The sequence below is a fragment of the Streptomyces sp. NPDC023723 genome (assembly GCF_040639815.1).
In the GTDB taxonomy this organism is placed as follows: Bacteria; Actinomycetota; Actinomycetes; order Streptomycetales; family Streptomycetaceae; genus Streptomyces.
In genome coordinates this window covers 1-23,537 of the sequence record NZ_JBFAAP010000021.1, presented here as the reverse complement: position 1 = coordinate 23,537, position 23,537 = coordinate 1, and the positions used below count along the sequence as shown (strand labels likewise).

Sequence of the window (23,537 nt, the reverse complement as noted above, 5' to 3'; positions counted from 1 at the left end):
TGCACGCTTTGACCGCTCTTCGTGCGCTCTTCGACGGTAACGCCGGTTCCGGGCAAAAGGGAGCCCCCGCACGGCGATTGCCGTGCGGGGGCCGGTGGTGCCGCTGGCTGCGACCGCGGGCGGGCGGCTCAGTAGACGCTGACGCCGTAGGCGCTCAGGGCCTCGGTGACCGGCTGGAAGAAGGTCGTGCCACCGGAGGTGCAGTCACCGCTGCCGCCGGAGGTCAGACCGTAGGCGGTGCCGTTGCTGCCGTAGAGCGAACCGCCGGAGTCGCCGGGCTCGGCGCAGACCGTGGTCTGGATCAGCCCGTAGACGATGTCGCCGCTGCCGTAGTTGACGGTGGCGTTCAGGGCGGTGACCCGGCCGCTGTGGGTGCCGGAGGTGGAACCGTCACGGATGACGGTGGCGCCCACGCTCGGGGTGCCGGCGCTGGTGATGTCCACACCGTTGGCGGTACCGGGCTTGGCGACCGACGTGTTGGTGTACCGGACGATGCCGTAGTCGTTGGTCGGGAAGCTGGACCCGGCGGTGGTGCCGAGCGTCGTGGTGTGCGCCGAGTTGGACCACCAGGTGCCCGCGCCGTCGGTGCAGTGCCCGGCGGTCAGGAAGTACTGGACGCCGCTGCTGCTCTGGACGTTGAAGCCGAGGGAGCAGCGCCAGCTGCTCGCGTAGATGGCGTCGCCGCCCTGGATCAGCTTGTTGAACGTGCCGTTGGTGCGCTTGATGGTGAGCGCGCCGGCGTTGTCCCCGGCCTGCTGCTTGATCTTGGCGATCTCGGCCTGGGAGACCGTCTCGTCAATGGTGACCAGGACCTGGCCGGTCTTGCTGTCGACGGCCCAGGCGGTGCCCGGGACGTCGGCCTTCAGCACCGAGGCGCTCGCGCTCTTGAGCTCGGCGGAGCTGAAGGTGGTGGGGGTGTCGGCCGCGGTCGCGCTGGGGACCGCGATCGCGGCGGCGGCGACGAGACCGGTGGAGACGGCGATCAGCCGGGTGCGTCTCGTGATACCGCTGCGGGGGGTGGTGCGCTTGATCCTCACTTTTCGTTCCTCCACGGGGGAAGTAGGGGGCCCATTCGTGGGGTTGCCGGGCCCGTGAGGCGCAGCCAGAGGCCCCCCGGATGTCCGGATTCCGGAAACGGCGTGCCCCTGACAAGCGCTGAGTGGGAGTATTCGGCCGAACGAACGGTCGGCGCAAGGGTGCCTTTCGGCCGTCACCACTAGTACGACCGGCACGGTCGGCTCACTCAGCGCACTCGGGCCAGTCGCCGCTCTCCCGCCTCGACACCGATGTCAAGGGTGTTCCCCGGCGGCGGGAACGGACAGACGAAGTGGTCGGCGAAGGCACACGGCGGCAACTGCGCGCGGTTGAGGTCGACCGTCGTCCGGCCGTCCGGGTCCGGCGCCGGCGGGTACAGGAACCGGAAGCGGTAACTGCCGTGCCCGCTGGTGGCGTCCGCGAACACCGCCCACAGCGAGCCGTCCGCCGTGACCGCCACCTGGAGGGTCAGCTCCCGCCCGGCCAGGGTGAAGGCCAGCTCCCCGCCGAGCCCGAGGCCGCGCTCCCGCCCGTCGGCGTTGGGCACCCGCACCGCGCGTGCTCCGCCGCCGTACGCGACGAAGCGCCCCGGCACCGACCAGCGCGGGTCGTACGGCGTGGCCTCGATGCCCCGGAACGCCCGCCGCGCCTCGGCGGCCGGGTCGAAGTCCCGCACCCCCCAGACGCCCTCCCGGACCAGCACGACCAGCCGCCGCTCCCCGCGGGCCACCCGGGCCGCGCGCACCGGCCCCGCGTCGGCGGTGAGCCGTACCGCGCCGTCCAGGGGCCGGCCGTCCACGGTCAGCCCGTCGGCCGCACCGGCCGTCAGCAGCACCCCGCCGGCCTCCGCGGTCCAGGTCCCCGGGACGCCCGGGAGCCGTCCGCCGGGCCAGTCCTCCAGCCAGTGGGTGCCGGTCAGCGCGAGCGGGCCGTAGGGCGCGCAGACCGTCGCCACGCGGTCCTCGTGCCACCGCCGCCACCGCGCCCGCGGGCCGGCCGCCGCGCCGCCCGGGTCCGTCGTCGTCATGAACCGACCCTTTCACACCGGTTCACCCACCCACGCGCCGGCGAGGCGGGCGTCGGCCAGGATGGCGGTGCCGAAGCCGACGGCGCCACGGAGCCGCTGACCTGAGCCTCCGTCAACACCGATATGCGCAGCCCGTCACAATTGGTCGTGATTCGCGCGAACCATCCGTGGTCCTCGCGGGTCCTCGCGCAAAGCGAGACACAATCCACACAAGTGCGCCATTCACTGGCTCCTGAGGCGCTCCCCGAGCCGATGCCGGCCGGGCCCGACGATCCCGGAACACGGCACTCCCCCGTGCCCCGTACGACGCTGAGCTGCGGCATCGCACCCGCCGCCGGGTTCACCCGGACGCCCCGTCCCTCACCCGTCCGCCCGGAAGAGTCATATTTCACTCACGGTCAGCATCCGTTTGGGGAACGGCCCTTGGGACACAAGGACTCTCGACGGATTCGCTGTGCACCAGTACCGTCACAAACCCCCCGCGCGGCGTCTATCCACTTGGCGCGACGTCCGCATCATGGATGACCATAGGGATGCGGAAGGCACGAAAGACCGCTGAGGAAGGAGGCGTCCATGGGATCGGTACGCAAGGCGAGTGCGTGGCTCGGCCTCGTCGACGACAACGATGACGAGCGCTACTACGACGACGACTACTCCGAGGGCAACGAATCCGGGGACGCCTGGGTCACGGACCCCCGGGTCAAGGTGGCCGCGGACACGGCCGAGGAGCGGGGCCGCCGGATCGGCACGGTCACCCCGGACAGTTTCCGGGACGCCCGCGCCATCGGCGAGCTGTTCCGGGACGGCGTCCCGGTGATCATCAACCTGACGGCCATGGAGGCCGGCGACGCCAAGCGCGTGGTCGACTTCGCGGCCGGCCTGATCTTCGGCCTGCGCGGCTCCATCGAGCGGGTGTCCAGCCGGGTGTTCCTGCTGAGCCCGGCCGACACCCAGGTCATCAACGGCGAACCGGCCGCGCACCGCACGGACGGTTTCTTCAACCAGAGCTGAGGCAGGGCCGCCCCCGCCGGCCCTGCCCGCAGTGTTTCCCGGACTCCTACCGGAACGCGTCGAGTCCGGTGAGCGCCTTGCCCAGCACGAGCTGGTGCATCTCGACGGTGCCCTCGTAGGTGAGCACCGATTCCAGATTGGTCGCGTGCCGCATCACGGGGTACTCCAGGGAGATCCCGTTGGCGCCGAGGACCGTCCGCGCGGTACGGCAGATCTCGATCGCCTCCCGTACGTTGTTCAGCTTGCCGAAGCTGACCTGTTCGGGCCGGAGCCGGCCCGCGTCCATCCGCCGCCCGAGGTGATGGGCGAGCAGGATCCCCTTGTGCAGTTCGACCGCCATGTCGGCGAGCTTGGCCTGGGTGAGCTGGAAGCCGCCGATGGGCCGCCCGAACTGCTCCCGCGTCTTCGCGTACTCCACCGCCGTCTCGAAACAGGCGCGGGCCGCGCCCATCGCGCCCCACACGATCCCGTACCGGGCGTGGCTGAGACAGCTGAGCGGGCCGCGCAGTCCCGTGACCTCCGGCAGCACCGCGTCGGCGGGCAGCCGTACGTCGTCGAGGACGAGTTCGCTGGTGACGCTGGCCCGCAGGGACCACTTGTGCTTGATCTCCGGCGCGCTGAACCCGGGCCGGTCGGTGGGCACCACGAACCCGCGGATGCCGTCGTCGGTGCGCGCCCACACCACCGCCACCCCCGCCACCGACCCGTTGGTGATCCACATCTTCCGCCCGTTCAGCACCCAGTCGGTGCCGTCGCGCTTGGCGTACGTGCGCATCGCCGCGGGGTCGGAGCCGTGGTCGGGCTCGGTCAGCCCGAAGCAGCCGATGACCTCGCCGGCCGCCATCCGGGGCAGCCAGCCGCGCTTCTGTTCCTCGCTGCCGAACCGGTGGATGGCGTACATGGCGAGGGAGCCCTGCACGGAGACCAGGGAGCGGATGCCGGAGTCGGCCGCCTCCAGCTCCAGACAGGCCAGGCCGTACTGGACGGCGCTCGCGCCCGCGCAGCCGTACCCGGTGAGCGACATGCCGAGCGCCCCGATGCCGCCGAGTTCGCGGGCCAGTTCCCGGATGCCGGGCAGTTCACCGCGCTCGTACCAGTCGGCGACGTGCGGCAGTACGCGGTCGGCGGCCCAGGACCGGACCGTGTCGCGGACGGCGATGTCCTCGGGGTCGAGCAGGTCGTCGAGGCCGAGGGGGTCGGCGGGGTTGAAGGACACGGGCATGGACACCCTCCGTGGACTAAAACTAGCACTGCTAGTTACGGCTCCCGGCCGACGTTACGGCGCGTCGTGCCGCACGTCCAGCAACTCTCCCACCCACGCACCGCGAGCCGCCGACGGCGAACGAGCCCCACGAGCGACGTCCACCTGGCAACGGACAGCAAACGGGCGGTGCGCGGTGGGAGAAGGAACCGCTCACACCGAGACCCGCGACTCCACCTCGCCGCGCGGCGAAGGCACCCCCGCCGCCCCCTCGGCCCCCCGCATCCCCCGCGGCAACCGCAACGCCAGCACCGCCCCGAACACGAGCAACCCCGCACTCACCACCAACGTCACATGCAGACCGTGCACGAACGCCCCCGCCGCCGCCGACCGCAGCGCCGCCCCGCCCGGCCCCCCGAGCCGCGCGGCGACCTCGTACGCCTCCCCCAGCGACCGCCCCGCCGCCGCCGACGCCGCCGCCGGCACCCCGGGAACGTCCGCCAGCGCGGGTGCGTACGCCGCGTTCATCACCGTACCGAGCAGCGCGATCCCGATCCCGGCGCCCAACTGGTACGACGTCTCCCCGATCGCCGCCGCCCCGCCCGCCTGCTCCGGCGGCACCTCGCTCAGCATCGACTCGTACGCCCCGAAGAGCGTGGTCTCCAGGCCGAAGCCGAGCAGCACGAACCCGCCCAGCATCAGCCCGCACGCGTCGGTCCGCCCCAGCCCGGTCAGCAGCAGCACCGCCCCGGCCGTCAGGCAGAACCCGGAGCACACCGTCCGGCGCGGTCCGAACCGCCGCAGCAGCCGCGCCCCCGCCAGCCCGGCCGCCATCGCCGCGAAGGTCAGCGGCAGCAGCCGCAGGCCGGTCTGGAGCGGCGACAGCCCGAGCACCAGTTGCAGGTACTGCGCCGCGATCAGCTCCAGACCCACCAGCGCCAGCATCGCCAGCACGATGCACCCCACCGAGGTGCTGAACGCCGGCCGCCGGAACATCCGCAGGTCCACCAGCGGATACGGCCGCCGCCGCTGCCGCCGTACGAACAGGGCCAGCAGCCCGGCGCCCGCCAGCAGCGGGACCACCGTCAGGGCGCTCGCCGCCGGCTCCCCGCCGCCGAGCCGTTTGACGCCCAGCACCAGCCCGAACAGCCCGGCCGCCGCCAGCAGCGCGCCGGCCACGTCCCAGGGCCCCTGCCCCGGGCCCGCCGACCGGGGCTTGGACTCGGGCAGCAGCAGCCGCCCCACCGGCAGGCCGGCCAGCATCAACGGGATGTTGACCAGGAAGACCGACCCCCACCAGAAGTGCTCCAGCAGGAGACCGCCGAGCAGCGGTCCGACCGCCGCGCCCACCGCCGCCACCGCGCTCCACACGCCGATCGCGAGCGCCCGCTCCCGCCGGTCGGGGAAGACCTCGCGCAGCAGCGACAGCGTCGCGGGCATGATCATCGCGCCGCCGACGCCGAGCAGCGCGCGGGCCGCGATCAGCACCGGAGCGCTGCCGGCGCAGGCCGCGAGGGCCGAGGCGACGCCGAACAGCGCGTACCCCAGCAGGAGGATCCGGCGCCGGCCCACCCGGTCGCCGAGCGTGCCGAACAGGATCAGCAGCGAGGCGCAGACCAGCGGGTAGACGTCGACGATCCAGAGCAGTTCGACGGCGCCGGGCCTGAGGTCCTCGGTGACGGCGGGCACCGCCACGTGCAGCACGGTGGCGTCGAGCGCCACCAGCAGCAGGCTGACGCAGAGGACGACCAGGACCACCCAGCGGTTGGCACCGGCACCGGCCGTCCGACGGCGCGGCGTGGCGGCGGCCGCGGTCGTCCCGGACATGTACGTACCTCCAAGAAGTGGCTCGCCAGAGTACGCGAGTGCGCGCCCGCCCCACGTGGCACACCTCTCACCGGCCCCGGTCGCGGGTGTGGCGTGCGCCACTGGCCGCCCGGCCGTCCGGCGGCTCGTGCCCGGCGCCGATAATCGAGCGCGTGACCGTGACCGTGACCGAACTCGAGAAGCGCCCCGCGCCGACCCGCCCCGGCGCCGCGCGCCGGGCCGCCGGGGCGCTCCTCGGCTACGCGGCCGTACGCGCCCTGGGCCTGGTCGCCCTGGCCCTGTGGAGCGCCGCGCGCGACAAGAGCGCGTACCCGCTGCTGACCGCCCGCTGGGACTCCCTGTGGTACGCGCGGGTCGCCGCGAACGGCTACGGCTACCAGGTGCGGCTGCCGAACGGTGACGTCCACTCCGACCTGGCCTTCTTCCCGCTGCTGCCGTGGCTGGAGCGGCTCGGCGCGGCGCTGACGCCGCTGTCGCACGCGGACGCGGGCTTCGTCGTCGGCGCGCTCGCCTCGCTCGCGGCGGCCTGGGGGATCTTCGCGGTCGGTGACCATGTGTACGGCCGCCGCGCCGGGCTCTGCCTGGTGCTGCTGTGGGCGGTGCTGCCGGTCGGGATCGTGCAGTCGATGGCGTACAGCGAGTCGCTGTTCACGGCGCTGGCCGCCTGGTCGCTGTACGCGGTCCTCACCCGCCGCTGGCTGACGGCGGGGACGCTGGCGCTGCTGGCCGGGCTGACCCGGCCGGTGGGGCTGGCGGTCGCGGCGGCGGTGTGGGCGGCCGGCGTTGCGGCATTCGTGCGAACCAGGGGCCCGGCCGCCGCACCTGGCGCGCCTGCCACCGGTCGCGCCCCCGGGGAGGGCGCGCGGTGTGCGCTCGGACTGCTGCTCGCGCCCCTGGGCGCCGCCGGGTACGTGCTGTGGGTCGGGCACCGCACCGGCGGCGGACCGTTCGGCTACCTCGACGTGCAGGCGGGCTGGCGCAACGGGTTCGACGGCGGCTGGGCCTTCGCCCGTTTCGTGGCCGCCATGTTCACGTCGTTCCCGTCGGCCCTGGCGGGCCTGGGCCTGACCGCCGGCGTCGCCCTGGTGATCTGGCTGTACGTCGTCGGCGTACGGCGGCGGCTGCCGCTCCCGCTGCTGGTGTACACGGGGGTCGTCACCGCACTGGCCCTGTGCGCGTCGGGATATTTCGGCTCGAAGCCGCGGCTGCTGCTGCCCGCCTTCCCGCTGCTGCTGCCGCTCGCCGCGGCCCTCGCCCGGCGGCGGACCGCCAGGTCGGCGGCGGTGCTGGGGGTGCTCGCCGTGGCGTCGGCGCTGTACGGGGCGTTCTGGCTGAACGGCTCCGGTCCGCCGTGACCGACGGCGAACACCCTCGGTGAGCACCGGGAGAATTCCACACCAGCATTCGGTGAACGAATTCATAAGCACGATAAAACCGCCGCCTGAAATGATCAAAAGAAATGAAGGCCGCAGTCGGCATGGTCTGCCGAATCCAGGGAATTAGGGCGAGCCCTGAGAGGAATCCCACATCACATCGTCATCACAAAGCCGTTGATTCGGCGGGGACCGGAGCTCACTCGCTGTAACGTCGATTGGGTGCGTACCGAACGGAACCTCACCCGTCTGGACCGGGTGTTCGCGAGACTGGACCGGGAGCCCGAACGGCCGGTCCATCTCGACGTGCCGGCCATGAGCCCGCACAGGATCGCCTTGCTCGCCGGGTTGCTCGCGGTCTACGTCGCGATCGTGTGGGCCGTGGTGATCACCTCCTGGCTGGTCCGGCTGGACTGGCAGGTCATGTTCTTCCGGCCGTACCAGCAGTGGCCGGAGATCCACGCCTTCGTCGACTACTACGTGGTGCTGGGCCAGCGCGGCCCCACCGCGGTGATGGTCGCCGCCTGGCTGGGCTGGCGCTCCTGGCGGCAGCACACGCTGCGGCCGCTGCTCGCGCTGGGCGCCTCGCTGCTGCTGCTGAACATCACCGTGGGCGCCGCCAAGTACGGCATGGGCCGCCTCGGCCCGCACTACGCGGTCACCGTCGGGGCCAACGAGATGTGGTCCGGCGGCGATATATTTCCGAGCGGTCACACCGCGAACGCCGTGGTGACCTGGGGCATCCTGGCCTATCTGGCCTCCACGCCCAGGGCCCGCCGCTGGCTGTCCGCCCTGTCCGCGGTCACCTCGCTGGGCGTCGGGATGTCCACCGTGTACCTCGGTACGCACTGGCTGAGCGATGTGGTCCTCGGCTGGATCGCGGGGCTGCTGGTCCTGCTGGCCCTGCCGTGGTGCGAGCCGCTGATCGCCCGCTGCGAGTCCTGGCTCCTGAGCCTGCGCGACCGGCTCGCGGCCCGCCCCGGCCGGACCGCCGCCGCGTCCCGTCCGGTGGTGCTCGCCCCGGCCGCCGCCGACCAGGACGCCCCGGCCCGCGAGCCGGTCGCCACGGCCCGTTCCGCCCGGGCGGCGCCGGTCTACCTGGCCCCCGGCCCGCACAGCACCCGCGCGGAGCGCTCGCCGGTCACCCCGGCCGGCAGCCGCCGCCCGCCGCACTCCGACCGCCATCCCCGGGGCACCACCTCCCCCGCCCACCCGGTCTCGGGCGGCTGACCACCCGCCCGGTACGCACTCGTCGGCCCCGGCTCCCGTACAGGGAACCGGGGCCGACGCCGTGTCTCAGCAGCCCCGCCTCAGCCCTTCCAGGCCCGTGCCACGCGGCCGTCGCGCACCTCGAAGTTGAGCCGGCCCACCCGGTACTCCATGGTGATGATCGCGCCGGGCGGCAGCGACCGCACGGCCGTCCATCCCCGTTCGCGCGCGCGCTCCTCGGCCGCGTCCGCGGCCAGGCCGAGGTAAGCGTCCGGACTGTCCTGGGGTTCGCCCGAGGGGGTCGGAATCGGTGCCATGCCGCCACGCTATGCCCTGGTTCCCGGCCGGGGAAGCCCGGGCCGGTAACCGGTTCGGCGGCCCGTCCCCGTCACACTTCTGTCACAGATCACGCTGTGCGTTCTGGCGGAACTCCGTCACCCGGACGAGCGGTTCTCACCCACTTTCGCGGGACTGTCGCGGCACTGCCGGGGGAATTCCCGCGCGCACTTCCGCGAGGTCCACGCAAGTCCTCGCGCGAGTCCGCACCGGAAGCGTTCCAGCCCTTCGAATAGCCGAGCGAAAAAGGCCGGACAAGAGCCGGCCAAAAGTCCCCGGGCAACTCCGCATTCCGGCCCCGGTGCTTCCTCGGCGGCCCCCGGAATGCGGCGCCGGACCCGGGCCGCGCGCACATCACCGCCGTACGCCCCCTGTCGGCCGGCCGGTGCCGCGAGCATCATGGCGTGGGCGCGGCGGGACCGGGAGGCGACGACGAAGGGGCGGGCGATGGGAACGCAGACCTTGGGGGCCACGGCGCAGCCGGTGCGCGCCGAGCGGCGGGGACGGGTGGTGGTGGACTGGCTGACCACCACCGACCACAAGAAGATCGGCCACCTCTACCTGATCACGTCGTTCCTGTTCTTTCTGATCGCGGGTGTCATGGCCCTGATGATGCGGGCCGAGCTGGCCCGGCCGGGGCTCCAGCTCGTCGACAACCAGCAGTTCAACCAGCTCTTCACGATGCACGGCACGATCATGCTGCTGCTGTTCGCGACGCCGAGTTTCGCGGGCTTCGCCAATGAGCTGATGCCGCTCCAGATCGGCGCCCCCGACGTCGCCTTCCCACGGCTGAACATGCTGTCGTACTGGCTGTTCCTGTTCGGCGGGCTGATCGTGCTCGGCTCGCTGCTGACGCCGAGCGGGCCGGCCGCCTTCGGCTGGTTCGCCTACGCGCCGCTCAACAGCCAGGTGTACTCCCCCGGCATCGGCGCCGACCTGTGGATCATGGGCCTGGCACTGTCGGGGTTCGGGACGATCCTCGGCGCGGTCAACTTCCTCACCACCATCATCGGGATGCGCGCCCCGGGCATGACCATGTTCCGGATGCCGATCTTCGTCTGGAACACCCTGTTCACGTCGATCCTGATCCTGCTGGCCTTCCCGGTGCTGGCCGCCGCGCTGCTGGTGCTGGAGGCGGACCGGCGGTTCGGCAGCCAGGTGTTCGCCTCGGGCAACGGCGGCGCGCTGCTGTGGCAGCACCTGTTCTGGTTCTTCGGCCATCCCGAGGTCTACATCATCGCGCTGCCGTTCTTCGGGATCATCAGCGAGATCATCCCGGTCTTCGCCCGCAAGCCGCTGTTCGGCTATCTGACGCTGGTGGCGGCGACGATGGCGATCACCGGTCTGTCGGTGGTGGTGTGGGCGCACCACATGTTCGTCACGGGCGCGGTACTGCTGCCGTTCTTCTCCTTCCTGAGCTTCCTCATCGCGGTGCCGACGGGTGTGAAGTTCTTCAACTGGACCGGCACCATGCTCAAGGGCTCGCTCTCCTTCGAGACGCCGATGCTGTGGGCGACGGGCTTTTTGATGTCGTTCCTGTTCGGCGGGCTGACGGGGGTGATCCTGGCGTCGCCGCCGCTGGACTTCCACGTCAGTGACACCTACTTCGTGGTCGCCCACTTCCACTACGTCGTCTTCGGCACCGTCGTCTTCGCGACCTTCGCCGGCTTCTACTTCTGGTGGCCCAAGTTCACCGGGAAGATGCTGGACGAGCGGCTCGGCAAGATCCAGTTCTGGACGCTGTTCGTGGGCTTCCACACCACGTTCCTGGTGCAGCACTGGCTGGGCGCGGAGGGCATGCCCCGCCGGTACGCCGACTATCTGGCCGCCGACGGCTTCACCGCGCTGAACACGCTCTCCACCATCGGCGCGTTCCTGCTCGGCTTCTCCACGCTGCCGTTCCTCTACAACGTGTGGAAGACCGCGAAGTACGGCAGGAAGGTGGACGTCGACGACCCCTGGGGCTTCGGCCGTTCGCTGGAGTGGGCGACCTCCTGCCCGCCGCCCCGGCACAACTTCACCACGCTGCCCCGCATCCGCTCCGAGTCGCCCGCCTTCGACCTGCACCATCCGGCGTACGCGGGACAGGCCCCGCAGCCCGAGCCGAAGCGGCACCAGGCCGGCGCCGAGGAGCCCTGACCGGTCTTTTTCAGCCACCCCATTCATTCCCCGATTTCCTGATTTGTCGACCCGTCGCCGAAGCGACGAACGACCCGCCGAACCGCCTCAACTCCCTTGTCTGATAGCGGACTTGACGCACCGGCCCGGAGGCTGTCCGGCGGGTGCCGGTGCGCGTCGGTCGGTTCGATTCCGTTCGCCGCCGGGCGTGACTCCCGCCACGGATCACCCGTTGTCTTCTGCATGAGCCGGGGACCCACCCGGACCGCGGGCCGGGAAACCCGGCCTCGCCACGTACGCATCCCGAGGGAGCCACCCGTGCCGCGCATGCTCGACGTCAGCGACGAGGTACGCGCCGAGATCGGCGACGAAGAAGCCGACCGCCTGCTCGCCGGAGAGACCGCCCCGGGCAGTTACGACTGCACGTCCTGCCGCACCCCGGGCGACTGCGAGCAGGAGCGCACCAGCACCGTCCTGTTCATCGGGGACGAGACCGCCGTCCTCGCCTTCGCCCACGCCGGCTGTCTGCCCTCCCAGGTCGTGAAGGTGACCGAGGAGCAGCTCCAGGGGGCCGTGAAGTCCATCAGCGGCGGCGGCCCGCTCGGCGGCGAGCCGCAGCCGGAGAAGGCCGTGCCCGAACAGGCGGTGCTCGGCGTGACCAGCGGACTGATCCTGATCGCCGGGGAACTGCACCCGGCCCTGGTCGTGGAGCCGACCGCGCCCGTGGTGCGGCCCGGCACCAACGGCACCTCCGACGAGTTCCTGCCGCTGCTGATCGAGCAGGGGTTCCTGCCGGTCACCGAGCTGTCCACGGTGCCGCCGGTGCTGCACGGCTGGTCGGTACTGCTCGCGGTGGGCCAGCTGCACGCGGTGCTCCAGCCGGGGGCCGGCGACGGCCGGCCGGTGGCCTGGTGGCAGGCGCACCAGCCGCTCCAGGTGACCGAGGGCTGGCGGACGGCCGCCAACAAGCACCAGCAGGTCCTGATGTTCGCCGCGCCGGTCGGCTCGATCGGCCGGCAGCCGCGCGAGGACCTGCTGCGGGACGCGCTGGACAAGGCGGCGGCGGGCGGCCGGCTGGTCGCGGCGGCGCTGCCGCTGGCGGGCACCTGAGCGCCCGGCCCGCCCCCTGCCCGCCCGGCCGTGCCGGCCCCGCGCCCGGCGAAGACGCACTGCTCAGCCGCATCTCTTCGGCCGCGGGGTCGTTTGCACGAATGTGCACACATACGACGCCTTCCACCGCCAGGGCGGCCCCTCGGCCACGCCGATCTACGACGCGCTCTACAACGAGTACGTCCGGTCCTTCCGCGCGCTGCCGGGCGACCGCAGCGGCGAGGAGCAGCTGAGGTTCGTCTCCTTCCGGCACATCCCGCGGGGCAGGGGCTCGTACAGCGCCTACAGCGCGGGCGCGCACAGCGCCCGGCTCGGCATGCACCACGTCCCGGCCGCGCTGCCACCGGCCCCGCGCCGAGGCGCCTGACAGCGGACAGTACGAAGGGGGGCGGGCCCGGTCGCCGGGCCCGCCCCCCTTCGTACTGTCCGTACTGTCCGTACCGCTGTCGCGGTTACTTCTTCTTCGCGCCGCGCTTCTCGCGCACCCGCACCGAGATGTGGATCGGCGTGCCCTCGAAGCTGAACTCCTCGCGCAGTCGGCGCTCGATGAACCGGCGGTAGCCGGCCTCGATGAACCCGGAGGCGAACAGCACGAACCGCGGCGGCCGGGTGCCCGCCTGGGTGCCGAACAGGATGCGCGGCTGCTTGCCGCCCCGCACCGGGTGCGGGTGGGCGGCGACCAGCTCGCCCAGGAAGGCGTTCAGCCGTCCCGTCGGCACCCGGGTCTCCCAGCCCGCCAGGGCCGTCTCGATCGCGGGGACCAGCTTCTCCATGTGCCGCCCGGTGCGCGCCGAGACGTTGACCCGGGGCGCCCAGGCGACCTGGCCGAGCTCGGTCTCGATCTCCCGCTCCAGGTAGTAGCGGCGCTCCTCGTCCAGGGTGTCCCACTTGTTGAAGGCGAGGACGACCGCGCGGCCCGCCTCGACCGCCATGGTGACGATCCGCTGGTCCTGCACGGAGATGGAGTCGCAGGCGTCCAGCAGGATGACCGCCACCTCGGCCTTCTCGACCGCGGCGGCGGTGCGCAGCGAGGCGTAGTAGTCGGCGCCCTGCTGGAGGTGGACCCGCTTGCGGATGCCCGCGGTGTCGACGAACTTCCAGGTCACGCCGCCCAGTTCGATCAGCTCGTCGACCGGGTCGCGGGTGGTGCCGGCCAGCTCGTTGACGACGACGCGCTCCTCGCCGGCCACCTTGTTGAGCAGCGAGGACTTGCCGACGTTGGGGCGGCCGATCAGGGCGATGCGGCGCGGGCCGCCGACCGCCGTGCCGAAGCTCTGCTCCGGGGCCTCGGGCAGCGCCTCCAGGACCTTGTCCAGCATGTCGCCGGTGCCCCGGCCGTGCAGCGCGGAGACCGGCTGCGGCTCGCCGAGCCCGAGCGACCACAGGTACGCCGCGTCGGCCTCGCCGCTCGGGCCGTCCACCTTGTTGGCGCACAGCACGACCGGCTTGCCGGCCTTGCGCAGCAGCCGTACCACCGCCTCGTCGGTGTCGGTGGCGCCGACCTTGGCGTCCACCACGAAGACCACCGCGTCGGCGGCCTCGATGGCGTACTCGGCCTGCGCGGCCACCGAGGCGTCGATGCCGAGGACGTCCTGCTCCCAGCCGCCGGTGTCGACGACCTTGAAGCGGCGGCCGGCCCACTCGGCCTCGTAGGTGACGCGGTCGCGGGTGACGCCCGGCTTGTCCTCGACGACCGCCTCGCGGCGGCCGATGATCCGGTTGACCAGTGTCGACTTGCCGACATTGGGGCGGCCGACGACGGCGAGGACGGGCAGCGGGCCGTGCCCGGCCGCCTCGATGGCGCCCTCGACGTCCTCGACGTCGAAGCCCTCTTCCGCGGCGAGCTCCATGAACCGCTCGTACTCGGCGTCGCCAAGCGCCCCGTGGTCGTGCTCCTCGCCCGAGCCGCCGGAGTGGATGTCGTCGTTCATGAAGTCCGTACCTCGTTCATCGTGGTGATCGGTGGCACCCCTGTACCGGGTGATCCACTACTCAAGTGTTACCTAGCGTCCGGTGAGACGCCTGGCGGTTTCCAGGTGCGCGGTGAGCTGCTTCTGGATGCGCTCGGTCGCCTCGTCCAGCGCCTTGCGGGTGCGCCGCCCACTGCCGTCGCCCGCGTCGAACGGGTCACCGAAGACCACGTCGATCCGCGAGCGCAGCGGGGGCAGCGCCGGTATCAACCGTCCGGGCCGGCCGGAACTTCCCAGCACCGCCACCGGCACGACCGGCGCCCCGCCGCGGACCGCGAAGTACGCCAGGCCGGCGCGCAGCGCGGCGAAGTCGCCCTCGCCCCGGGTGCCCTCCGGGAAGATGCCGAGCGCGCCGCCGGCCGACAGCACGTCCAGCGCCCGGGTGATCGCCGTGCGGTCGGTGCCGGTGCGGTCCACCTTGACCTGGCCGATGCCGGTCAGGAAGGGGTCCAGCGGGCCGACGAACGCCTCCTTCTTGATCAGGAAGTGCGTCGGCCGCGGGGCCACGCCCATGACCATCGGGCCGTCTATGTTGTGCGAGTGGTTGACGGCGAAGATCACCGGGCCGGCGGCGGGCACCTTCCAGGCGCCCAGCACCCGGGGCCGGAACAGCCCGTACATCAGGCCGACGCCGATGCGCCGCCCGACTTCGGCACCCCGCTCGGAGGGCTGTGTCACTTGGCCGCCCGCTTCTCCTCGACGAGGGTGACGACACACTCGATGACCTGCGGGAGGGTGAGGTCGGTGGTGTCCACCTCGAACGCGTCGCCGGCCTTGGCCAGCGGGGAGACCTTGCGGCTGGAGTCGGCGGCGTCGCGCTGGGCCAGCGCCTCCTGGGTCGCCTTGACGTCGGCGTCCTTCAGCTCGCCGCTGCGGCGGGCGGCGCGGGCCTCGGCGGAGGCGGTGAGGAAGATCTTCAGGTCGGCGTCCGGCAGCACGGTGGTGCCGATGTCCCGGCCCTCGACGACGATGCCGGTCACCGCGGAGCCGGCGATCGCCCGCTGCAGCTCGGTGATCCGGGCCCGGATCTCCGGGACCGCGCTGACCGCGCTGACCTTGGCGGTGACCTCCTGGGTGCGGATCGGGCCGGCCACGTCCACGCCGTCGACGGTGATGGTGGGGTTCTGCGGGTCGGTGCCGGAGAGGATCTCGGGCTTCTCGGCCGCCGCCGCGACGGCCCGCGGGTCGGCGGTGTCGATGCCGTTGGTCACCATCCACCAGGTGATCGCCCGGTACTGGGCGCCGGTGTCCAGGTAGCTGAGGCCGAGCTGTGCGGCGACCGCCTTCGACGTGCTCGACTTGCCCGTGCCGGAGGGCCCGTCGATGGCGACAATCACTGCCGGGGCGGTCGGGGCGGCGCCGTTTTCCACGAGGGGACACCTTCCTGGTGCGGTGGGGTGAGGTGGTCACTGGGGTTGCGGGGACGCACCCGCGCCCCCGCACCAGGTTACTGGCTCCCCACCGCGCCTCGGACCGGCCTGTGGACAAGGCCGGTCACTGCCGGATCGCCCAGCCCCGTTCCCGCAGCGCGGCCGTCAGCGCGGTGGCCGCCTTCGGCTCGACCATCAGCTGCACCAGACCGGCCTGCTGGCCGGTGGCGTGCTCGATCCGTACGTCCTCGATGTTGACGCCGGCCTGTCCGGCGTCCGCGAAGATCCGGGCGAGCTGGCCCGGCTGGTCGTCGATGTGGACGGCGACGGTCTCGTAGACCCGGGGGGCGCTGCCGTGCTTGCCGGGGACCCGGACCTGCCCCGCGTTGCCCCGGCGCAGCGCCTCCTCGACACCGGCGGCGCCCGCGCGGCGCTTGTCGTCGTCGGCGGACTGCAGCGCGCGCAGCGCCCGGACCGTCTGCTCCAGGTCGACGGCGACGTCCCCGAGCAGGTCGGCGACCGGACCGGGGTTGGCGGAGAGGATGTCGATCCACATCGCCGGGTCGGAGGCGGCGATCCGGGTCACGTCCCGGATGCCCTGCCCGCACAGCCGTACGGCGGCCTCCTCGGCGTGCTCCAGGCGGGCTGCGACCAGGCCGGAGACCAGGTGCGGCATGTGCGAGACGAGGGCGACGGCGCGGTCGTGGGCGTCGGCGTCCATCACCACCGGGACGGCGCCGCAGAAGGAGACCAGTTCCAGGACCAGGTTCAGTACCTCGGTGTCGGTGTCCCGGGTCGGGGTCAGCACCCAGGGGCGGCCCTCGAACAGGTCGGCGGCGGCGGCCAGCGGGCCGGACTTCTCCCGCCCGGACATGGGGTGCGTACCGAGGTAGGAGGTGAGGTCGAGGCCGAGCGCCTCCAGTTCGCGGCGCGGGCCGCCCTTGACGCTGGCCACGTCGATGTACCCGCGCGCCAGACCGCGCCGCAGCGCGTCGGCGAGCACCGCGGCCACATGGGCGGGCGGCGCCGCCACGATCGCGAGGTCGACGGGTCCGTCCGGGGCCTCGTCGGTGCCGGCGCCGAGCGCGGCGGCGGTGCGGGCCTGCTGCGGGTCGTGGTCGGCGAGGTGCACGGTGACGCCCCGCCGGGTCAGGGCGAGGGCGGCGGAGGTGCCGATCAGCCCGGTGCCGATGACGAGTGCGGACCTCACTGGGCGATGTCCTTGCGCAGGGCCGCCGCGGCACCGAGGTAGACGTGCGCGAGGTCGGCGCGCGGCCGGTCGGACTCGATGTGCGCGAGGACCCGGACGACGCGGGGCATGGCACCCTCGATGTCCAGTTCCTGGGCGCAGATCAGCGGCACGTCGGTGATGCCGAGCTTGCGGGCGGCGGCGGCCGGGAAGTCGCTGTGCAGGTCGGGGGTGGCGGTGAACCAGATGCTGATCAGGTCCTCGGTGGTCAGCCCGTTGCGCTCCAGGACGGCGGTGAGCAGGGCGGACACCTGCTCGTCCATGTGACCGGCCTCGTCCCGCTCCAGCTGGACGGCGCCCCGGACCGCTCGTACCGCCACGTCTCGCTCCTCGTTCGGTGTGCGTATCGGCTCTGTCCGTCCAGCGTAGTCAGCCCGCGCGGAGCCGGTGGACGGCGACCGGTCGCTGAGACGGCGGCGGCGCACCGCGTACGGCGGGGGCGCGTTTTGCCCCGCTGATCCGGGTTGCTTCCTCTTCGGGTGCTTCGGTGCCATGCTCGTGCTCCCCCCCATTTCCCGGAGTGACGACATGCCTCACAGCGCCACGCGCCGCACGATCCTCCTCACCACCGCCGCCACCGCCCTTCCCCTGACGGCGGCCTGCGGCGGCGGGGACGACGACGGCGGCTCCGCCGCGGCCAGCAGTTCCCCGGCCGGCCAGGACCTGGCCAAGGCCGGCGACATCCCGGTCGGCGGCGGCAAGGTCTTCAAGGAGCAGAAGGTGGTGGTGACCCAGCCCGAGAAGGACGACTTCAAAGCGTTCTCGGCGGTCTGCACCCATCAGGGCTGCGTGGTGGCGGACGTGTCCGGCGGCACCATCAACTGTGCCTGCCACGGCAGCAAGTTCGCCATCGCCGACGGCGCGGTCAAGCAGGGGCCGGCCACCGAGCCGCTGCCCGCCGAGCAGATCACGGTGGAGGGAAATTCGGTCCGCCTGGCGTGATCGTCCGCGTAACCTCCCGGGCATGGAATCCCCCGGTCCGGCTGCCGAGACCCTGGTGCGCGACCACACCGTCTACGCCTGTGTGACGGGGTCGCGCGCCTTCGGTCTGGCCACGGCGGACAGCGACACCGACCGCCGGGGCGTGTTCCTCGCCCCCACGCCCCTGTTCTGGCGCTTCGACAAGCCGCCGACGCATGTCGAGGGACCGGCCGAGGAGCAGTTCAGCTGGGAGCTGGAGCGCTTCTGCGAGCTGGCCCTGCGCGCCAACCCCAACATCCTGGAGTGCCTGCACTCCCCGCTGGTGGAACACGCCGACGCCACCGGCCGCGAGCTGCTGGCGCTGCGCGCGGCGTTCCTCTCCCGCCATGTCTACGAATCCTTCACGGGTTACGCCCTCGGCCAGCGCCGCAGGCTGGACGCCGATCTGCGGGTGCACGGCGCCCCGCGCTGGAAGCACGCCATGCACCTGCTGCGGCTGCTGGCGAGCGCCCGCGACCTGCTGCGCACGGGTGTCCTCACGGTCGACGTGGGAGCGGACCGCGAACCGCTGCTCGCGGTGAAGCGCGGCGAGGTGCCGTGGTCCGAGGTGGAGTCCCGGATGACCCGCCTGGCCGAGGAGTGCGAGCGGGCCGCGCGCCGCGGCCCGCTGCCCGCCGAACCGGACCGGCGCCGGATCGAGGACTTCCTGTTCCGCGTCCGCCGCGCCTCCGCCCTCCGCCAGGGCTGAGTCAGGCGTCCCAGAGCGCCCCGAACGCCAGCAGCTCGGACCGGTACTCGATCCGGTCGGCCCAGGCGTCCGGCCACGCGTCGGCGCCCAGGTGGGCCCCCGCGAAGGCGCCCGCGAGGCAGGCTATGGAGTCGGAGTCACCGGAAGTGCAGGCGGCGCGGCGCAGGGCGGTGAGCGGTTCGCCGGGGAAGAGCAGGAAGCACAGCAGCCCGGTGGCGAGGGCCTCCTCCGCGATCCAGCCGGCGCCGGTGGCCAGGCACGGGTCGGTCTCGGGCGAGACCGTGCGCACCGCGTCCCGCAGCCGGTCGAGTACCGCGAGGCATTCGTCCCAGCCCCGGGCGATGAACCGGTCCGGGGCGCCGTCCTCGGCCCGGGTCCACAGGTCACCGAGCCAGCGCTCGTGGTAGCGGACGCGGTTCTCCAGGGCGTAGGACCGCAGCAGCCCGACCAGTCCGGCCGGCTCGGCGCCGTCGGCGAGCAGCCGGACGGCGTGCGCGGTGAGGTCGGCGGCGGCCAGCGCGGTGGGGTGGCCGTGGGTGAGCGCGGCCTGCAACTGGGCGGCACCGGCGCGCTGTTCGTCGCTCAGCCCGGGGAGCAGCCCGAGCGGGGCGACCCGCATGTTGGCGCCGCAGCCCTTGGAGTGGATCTGGCTGGCGTCCTGCCAGGGCCGGTCGGCCCGCTCCAGCAGGGTGCAGGCCCGGATGCAGGTGCCGCCCGGGGCCCGGTTGTTCTCCGGCGACCGGTTCCAGGCGATGAACTCCGCGCGGACCGCCGCGGCCATCGCCGCCGGTGCCGGCACTCCCCGGCCGGCCGCCGTGCGCAGCCCCCGGGCCAGCGCCAGCGTCATCTGGGTGTCGTCGGTGACGTACGCGGGGTCGGGCAGCGCCATCTCCCGCCAGGGGCCGCACTTGGCGAGGATCGACGGCACGTCGTTGAACTCGGTGGGGAAGCCGAGGGCGTCCCCGAGGGCCAGTCCGGTGAGCGTGCCGGAGGCGGCGCGCTTGGTGCGGGTGGTGGTCATGCGGGGTGTCCTTCCCGGGACGGTCGGAGCAGCGGCGGGTGCAGGGCGGTGGCGGGGCCGGCCCGGTACAGGGCGGCGGGTTTGCCCCGGCCGCCGGTCAGCCGGGCGGCGCCCGGCACCGGTTCGACGAAGCCGGGGGTGGCGAGGACCTTGCGGCGGAAGTTGGGCCGGTCCAGGGCCGTGCCCCACACCGTCTCGTAGACCTGCTGGAGCTCGCCGAGGGTGAACTCGGGCGGACAGAAGGCGGTGGCCAGACAGGTGTACTCCAGCTTGGCGCCGACCCGCTCGCGGGCGTCCGCCAGGATCCGGTCGTGGTCGAAGGCGAGGCCGCGCGCTTCGTCGTACGGCGTCCAGCGGGCCTGCGCCGCGTCGCCGCCGCCGCGCGGATCGGGAGGGCCGGGCAGCAGACAGGCGAAGGCGACGGAGACGACCCGCATCCGGGGGTCGCGGCCGGGTTCGCTGTAGGTGCGCAACTGCTCCAGGTGCAGCCCGGTGACGTCCGCGAGGCCGGTCTCCTCGGCCAGTTCGCGCCGGGCCGCCGTCTCCGCCGACTCCGCGGGCAGCAGAAAGCCGCCGGGCAGCGCCCAGCGGCCGGCGTACGGCTCCTGGCCCCGCTCGACGAGCAGCACGTGCAGCGCACCCGCGCGCAGCGTGAGGACCGCGAGGTCGACGGTGACGGCGAAGGGCTCGTAGGCGTGCTTGTCGTAGGCGTGCACGGGCGGCCACCCCCTTAATAGTCACTCCGACTATAAAAGGAGGCGGTCGCCGGTCACAACCCCTACAGGTCGACCTCCTGCATCAGCATCCCGACCTCGGTGTTGGACAGCCGGCGCAGCCAGCCCGACTTCTGGTCGCCCAGGGTGATCGGCCCGAAGGCGACCCGCACCAGCTTGTCGACCGGGAACCCGGCCTCGGCGAGCATCCGCCGCACGATGTGCTTGCGGCCCTCGTGCAGGGTGACCTCGACGAGGTAGTTCTTGCCGGTCTGCTCCACGACCCGGAAGTGGTCCGCCTTGGCGTACCCGTCCTCCAGCTGGATGCCGTCCTTGAGCTGCTTGCCCAGGTCGCGCGGGATCGGGCCGACGATGTGCGCGAGGTAGACCTTCTTCACGCCGTACCGGGGGTGGGTCAGCCGGTGCGCCAGCTCACCGTGGTTGGTGAGCAGGATGACGCCCTCGGTCTCGGTGTCGAGCCGGCCCACGTGGAACAGCCGCGTCTCGCGGTTGGTCACGTAGTCGCCGAGGCACTGCCGGCCCTCGTTGTCCTCCATGGTGGAGACCACGCCGGCGGGCTTGTTCAGCGAGAAGAACTGGTACGACTGGGTGGCGACGGTCAGCCCGTCGACCTTGACCTCGTCCTTCTCCGGGTCGACCCGCTTGCCCTGCTCCAGCACGATCTCGCCGTTGACCTCGACCCGGGCCTGCTCGATCAGCTCCTCGCAGGAACGCCGGGAGCCGTAGCCCGCGCGGGCGAGGACCTTCTGCAGCCGCTCGCCCTCCTGCTCGGCGCCCGGGAAGGTCTTGGGCGGCTTGACGTCCTTCTTGCCGGCGTACCGCTCCCGGTTGCGCTCCTCGGCCCGCGCCTCGTACTCGCGGGAGGTCGCCGGGACGCTGCGACCGCGCTGCTGGGGCTTCTTCGGACCGCCCTTGGCGCCGCCGCGGGCCGCGGGGCCGCGGCCCGACTTCGGACCGTCCTGGGTGGCGCCGGGGCCCACGTCGTAGCGCCGCTCCTCCGGGCGCGGCCGCTTCGGACGGCCGCTGCCGCCCTGCCTGTCGTCACGGTCGTTGCCGGCGCCGCGGTAGTTACCGCGCCCGCCGCCGCTCCCGCCGCGGCCGCCGCTGTTGCCACCACGGCTCCCGCCGTTGTTTCCGCTGCTGTTCCTGCCGCTGCTGCTTCGCATCAAAATTCCGTCTGGTCGTCTGCGTCCTCGGAACCCGGCGCATCGGGTGCGTCCGGATCGAACGACGGAACCCCTTCCAGCGTCTCGGCCTCGATCGCCTCCGCCTCCGGGAGGAAGGGCGCCAGCTCCGGCAGCTCGTCCAGGCCGCGCAGGCCCATCCGCTCCAGGAAGTAGTTCGTCGTCACGTACAGGATCGCACCTGTTTCGGGTTCCGTGCCCGCCTCCTCGACCAGACCGCGCTGGAGGAGGGTGCGCATCACGCCGTCGCAGTTCACGCCGCGTACCGCGGAGACCCGGCTGCGGCTGACCGGCTGGCGGTAGGCGACCACCGCGAGGGTCTCAAGGGCGGCCTGGGTGAGCCGGGCGTGCTGGCCGTCCAGGACGAAGCCCTCGACGGCCGGGGCGTACTCGGGCCGGGTGTAGAACCGCCAGCCGCCGGCCACCAGGCGCAGCTCGAAACCGCGCCGCTGCGCGGTGTACTCGTCGGCCAGCTCGCGCAGGGCGTCCGCGATCCGGCGCCGCGGCCGTTGCAGTATCTTCGCCAGGTGCTCCTCGGTGGCGGGCTCGTCCACGACCATCAGGACCGCCTCCAGAGCGGGTTTGAGGTCGAGCTCCGCGACGCCGGGCGGCCCGGCCGGTACCCCGGTGGCTTCCTCGCTCACGCCTTCTTCTCCTTCGGCTCCTCGGGCGGCCGGTCGAACTCGTCGGTCACCGCCGGCTCGGCGGCCCCGTCCCCGCCGGTCCAGCGCACCAGCAGCTCACCGAGGGCGGTCTCCTGGTCCAGCGCGACGGCCTTCTCCCGGTACAGCTCCAGCAGCGCCAGGAACCGGGCTACGACGGTCAGGGTGTCGTCGGTGTCCGCGACGAGGCTGCGGAAGCTGGCCTCGCCCAGCTCCTTCAGCCGGGCGACCACGATCCCGGCCTGCTCGCGCACGCTGACCAGCGGCGCGTGGATGTGCTCGACGTACACCTGCGGCCTGGGCCTCGGCTGCATCGCCTTGACCGCCAGCCTGGCGAACCCTTCGGCGCCGATGCTGATGACGACGTCCGGCAGCAGTTCGGCGTGGTGCGGCTCCAGACCGACGGTACGGGGGTAGCGGCGGGCCTCGTCGTCCAGGCGCCCGCTGAAGATGTCGGCGATCCGCTTGTAGGCGCGGTACTGGAGGAGGCGGGCGAAGAGCAGGTCGCGGGCCTCCAGGAGGGCCAGGTCGGCCTCGTCCTCGACCTCGGCGACGGGCAGCAGCCGGGCCGCCTTCAGGTCGAGCAGGGTGGCGGCGACGACGAGGAACTCGGTGGTCTGATCCAGGTCCCAGTCCGGCCCGAGCGCCCTGATGTGCGCCATGAACTCGTCGGTCACCTTGGACAGGGCGACCTCGGTGACGTCCATCTTGTGCCGGGAGATCAGCTGGAGCAGCAGATCGAAGGGGCCCTCGAAGTTGGCGAGCCGGACCTTGAAGACCCGGCCGTCGTCATCGCCGTCGGCAGTGTCGTCATCGCGATCGGCCGCCGCGCCGGTGCCGGGGGGCCGCGCCGCCGGTCCGGAGGGCTCCGGGTGCGCGTCCGCGACCCGGCCGTCGCACTCCGCTCCGGGCTCAGCACCCGCCGATCCGCCGACCGCCTCCGGTCCGGGTTCCGGCTCCGCGCGGGAAGCCGGCTCCGGCGCCCGCGTCGGCGGAAGGTCCACCGGGGTCGGTGGGATCGGTGGGGTCGGTGCCGGGGGTCCCCCCGGACCCTGCCCCAGCGCACGGCGCCGACCGCCGAAGGCACCGGCGCGGGGAACGTCGTTGGAGGTCATCGCCTCCGCAGGCTACCGCTACCGCCCGCGCAGCCGTCGTACCAGGATGCTGGCGTCCCCGCGGCTCTCCAGGTCGGCGAGGACCACGGCGACCGCCTCGCGGACGATCCGGCCGCGGTCGACGGCCAGTCCGTGTTCGCCGCGGAGCACCAGCCGGGCGTGCTCCAGGTCCATCAGCTCCTCGGCGGAGACGTACACGGTGATCTTCTCGTCGTGCCGCTCGCGCCCGCTGGGGCGGCGGGCCGCGGCCCGGCCGCGCTTGCCGCGGGGCTGGCCGGCGGCAGCACCTTCCTGCGCCGGGTCCGGGCCCGCCCGC

23 protein-coding genes and 1 pseudogene are annotated in these 23,537 nt (G+C 72.7%); 8 read left to right on the top strand and 16 right to left on the bottom strand.

Translation table 11 applies throughout. The features are described 5' to 3' along the window. Positions 1-128 precede the first annotated feature (128 nt). Positions 129-1,037: a S1 family peptidase gene (locus AB0G32_RS21960; protein WP_361165629.1), complete on the bottom strand. Its 909-nt coding sequence runs from the start codon at positions 1,035-1,037 to the stop codon at positions 129-131. A gap of 206 nt (positions 1,038-1,243) precedes the next feature. Beyond that, a complete protein-coding gene (locus AB0G32_RS21955) occupies positions 1,244-2,062 on the bottom strand; it encodes a DUF1684 domain-containing protein (protein ID WP_361165626.1) in 819 nt (272 codons plus the stop codon). 573 nt (positions 2,063-2,635) lie between these two features. On the opposite strand from AB0G32_RS21955, the gene AB0G32_RS21950 reads away from it, so the two are divergent. Then, positions 2,636-3,073: a cell division protein SepF gene (locus AB0G32_RS21950; RefSeq protein ID WP_361165623.1), complete on the top strand. Its 438-nt coding sequence runs from the start codon at positions 2,636-2,638 to the stop codon at positions 3,071-3,073. 46 nt (positions 3,074-3,119) lie between these two features. On the opposite strand, the gene AB0G32_RS21945 is transcribed toward AB0G32_RS21950, so the two are convergent. After that, entirely contained in the window at positions 3,120-4,295 is a 1,176-nt protein-coding gene (locus AB0G32_RS21945) for an acyl-CoA dehydrogenase family protein (protein ID WP_361165620.1), read from the bottom strand. 192 nt (positions 4,296-4,487) lie between these two features. Further along, the gene (locus AB0G32_RS21940) at positions 4,488-6,101 is read right to left on the bottom strand and encodes an MFS transporter (protein ID WP_361165617.1); all 1,614 of its coding nucleotides are present in this window, start codon (positions 6,099-6,101) and stop codon (positions 4,488-4,490) included. Between the two features lie 164 nt (positions 6,102-6,265). On the opposite strand from AB0G32_RS21940, the gene AB0G32_RS21935 reads away from it, so the two are divergent. Beyond that, the gene (locus AB0G32_RS21935; protein ID WP_361165894.1) at positions 6,266-7,456 is read left to right on the top strand and encodes a hypothetical protein; all 1,191 of its coding nucleotides are present in this window, start codon (positions 6,266-6,268) and stop codon (positions 7,454-7,456) included. A 240-nt stretch (positions 7,457-7,696) separates the two neighbouring features. After that, the gene (locus tag AB0G32_RS21930) at positions 7,697-8,704 is read left to right on the top strand and encodes a phosphatase PAP2 family protein (RefSeq protein WP_361165614.1); all 1,008 of its coding nucleotides are present in this window, start codon (positions 7,697-7,699) and stop codon (positions 8,702-8,704) included. An 80-nt stretch (positions 8,705-8,784) separates the two neighbouring features. Here AB0G32_RS21930 and AB0G32_RS21925 read toward each other — a convergent pair whose 3' ends face one another. Beyond that, positions 8,785-9,000 (bottom strand): I78 family peptidase inhibitor, encoded by a 216-nt coding sequence (locus AB0G32_RS21925; protein ID WP_361165611.1) that lies wholly within the window; start codon positions 8,998-9,000, stop codon positions 8,785-8,787. A gap of 466 nt (positions 9,001-9,466) precedes the next feature. On the opposite strand from AB0G32_RS21925, the gene ctaD reads away from it, so the two are divergent. The 3 genes from ctaD (at position 9,467) to AB0G32_RS21910 (ending at position 12,614) form a co-directional block, all read left to right on the top strand. Next, positions 9,467-11,158 carry a cytochrome c oxidase subunit I gene (ctaD, locus tag AB0G32_RS21920; protein ID WP_361165608.1) on the top strand — a complete coding sequence of 564 codons (1,692 nt, stop codon included), beginning with the start codon at positions 9,467-9,469 and terminating at the stop codon, positions 11,156-11,158. A 297-nt stretch (positions 11,159-11,455) separates the two neighbouring features. Then, a complete protein-coding gene (locus AB0G32_RS21915; RefSeq protein ID WP_361165605.1) occupies positions 11,456-12,247 on the top strand; it encodes a hypothetical protein in 792 nt (263 codons plus the stop codon). Positions 12,248-12,350: 103 nt separating this feature from the next. Then, complete coding sequence (locus AB0G32_RS21910) at positions 12,351-12,614, top strand: hypothetical protein (RefSeq protein ID WP_361165601.1); 264 nt, start codon at positions 12,351-12,353, stop codon at positions 12,612-12,614. 85 nt (positions 12,615-12,699) lie between these two features. Here AB0G32_RS21910 and der read toward each other — a convergent pair whose 3' ends face one another. From der to aroH, 5 genes are all read right to left on the bottom strand, one after another. Beyond that, positions 12,700-14,178 carry a ribosome biogenesis GTPase Der gene (gene der / locus AB0G32_RS21905; protein WP_361165598.1) on the bottom strand — a complete coding sequence of 493 codons (1,479 nt, stop codon included), beginning with the start codon at positions 14,176-14,178 and terminating at the stop codon, positions 12,700-12,702. Between the two features lie 72 nt (positions 14,179-14,250). Next, a complete protein-coding gene (locus AB0G32_RS21900) occupies positions 14,251-14,838 on the bottom strand; it encodes a lysophospholipid acyltransferase family protein (RefSeq protein WP_361165891.1) in 588 nt (195 codons plus the stop codon). A gap of 53 nt (positions 14,839-14,891) precedes the next feature. Next, positions 14,892-15,587, bottom strand: a complete 696-nt coding sequence (cmk, locus tag AB0G32_RS21895) for a (d)CMP kinase (protein ID WP_361165594.1) — start codon at positions 15,585-15,587, stop codon at positions 14,892-14,894. 124 nt (positions 15,588-15,711) lie between these two features. After that, positions 15,712-16,797: a prephenate dehydrogenase gene (locus AB0G32_RS21890; protein ID WP_361165591.1), complete on the bottom strand. Its 1,086-nt coding sequence runs from the start codon at positions 16,795-16,797 to the stop codon at positions 15,712-15,714. Beyond that, entirely contained in the window at positions 16,794-17,156 is a 363-nt protein-coding gene (gene aroH / locus AB0G32_RS21885; protein ID WP_361165588.1) for a chorismate mutase, read from the bottom strand. The genes AB0G32_RS21890 and aroH overlap by 4 nt, the downstream gene beginning before the upstream one ends. Before the next feature lie 208 nt (positions 17,157-17,364). Between aroH and AB0G32_RS21880 the strand changes: the two genes are divergently transcribed. Continuing rightward, positions 17,365-17,778 (top strand): Rieske (2Fe-2S) protein, encoded by a 414-nt coding sequence (locus AB0G32_RS21880; protein WP_361165585.1) that lies wholly within the window; start codon positions 17,365-17,367, stop codon positions 17,776-17,778. 22 nt (positions 17,779-17,800) lie between these two features. Further along, positions 17,801-18,505: a nucleotidyltransferase domain-containing protein gene (locus tag AB0G32_RS21875; RefSeq protein WP_361165582.1), complete on the top strand. Its 705-nt coding sequence runs from the start codon at positions 17,801-17,803 to the stop codon at positions 18,503-18,505. A 1-nt stretch (position 18,506) separates the two neighbouring features. On the opposite strand, the gene AB0G32_RS21870 is transcribed toward AB0G32_RS21875, so the two are convergent. The 6 genes and pseudogenes from AB0G32_RS21870 to AB0G32_RS21845 form a co-directional block, all read right to left on the bottom strand. Beyond that, positions 18,507-19,526 carry an ADP-ribosylglycohydrolase family protein gene (locus tag AB0G32_RS21870; protein WP_361165579.1) on the bottom strand — a complete coding sequence of 340 codons (1,020 nt, stop codon included), beginning with the start codon at positions 19,524-19,526 and terminating at the stop codon, positions 18,507-18,509. Then, the gene (locus AB0G32_RS21865) at positions 19,523-20,242 is read right to left on the bottom strand and encodes an NUDIX domain-containing protein (protein ID WP_361165576.1); all 720 of its coding nucleotides are present in this window, start codon (positions 20,240-20,242) and stop codon (positions 19,523-19,525) included. Before AB0G32_RS21865 ends, AB0G32_RS21870 begins: the two co-directional genes overlap by 4 nt. A gap of 62 nt (positions 20,243-20,304) precedes the next feature. Next, entirely contained in the window at positions 20,305-21,426 is a 1,122-nt protein-coding gene (locus tag AB0G32_RS21860; RefSeq protein ID WP_361165572.1) for a pseudouridine synthase, read from the bottom strand. Beyond that, positions 21,426-22,088, bottom strand: coding sequence for an SMC-Scp complex subunit ScpB (gene scpB / locus AB0G32_RS21855; protein ID WP_361165569.1), 663 nt, complete (start codon positions 22,086-22,088; stop codon positions 21,426-21,428). The genes AB0G32_RS21860 and scpB overlap by 1 nt, the downstream gene beginning before the upstream one ends. Further along, a complete protein-coding gene (locus AB0G32_RS21850; RefSeq protein WP_361165566.1) occupies positions 22,085-23,221 on the bottom strand; it encodes a segregation/condensation protein A in 1,137 nt (378 codons plus the stop codon). The genes scpB and AB0G32_RS21850 overlap by 4 nt, the downstream gene beginning before the upstream one ends. An 18-nt stretch (positions 23,222-23,239) precedes the next feature. Continuing rightward, positions 23,240-23,537, bottom strand: a pseudogene (locus AB0G32_RS21845) (hypothetical protein); the annotation flags it as partial.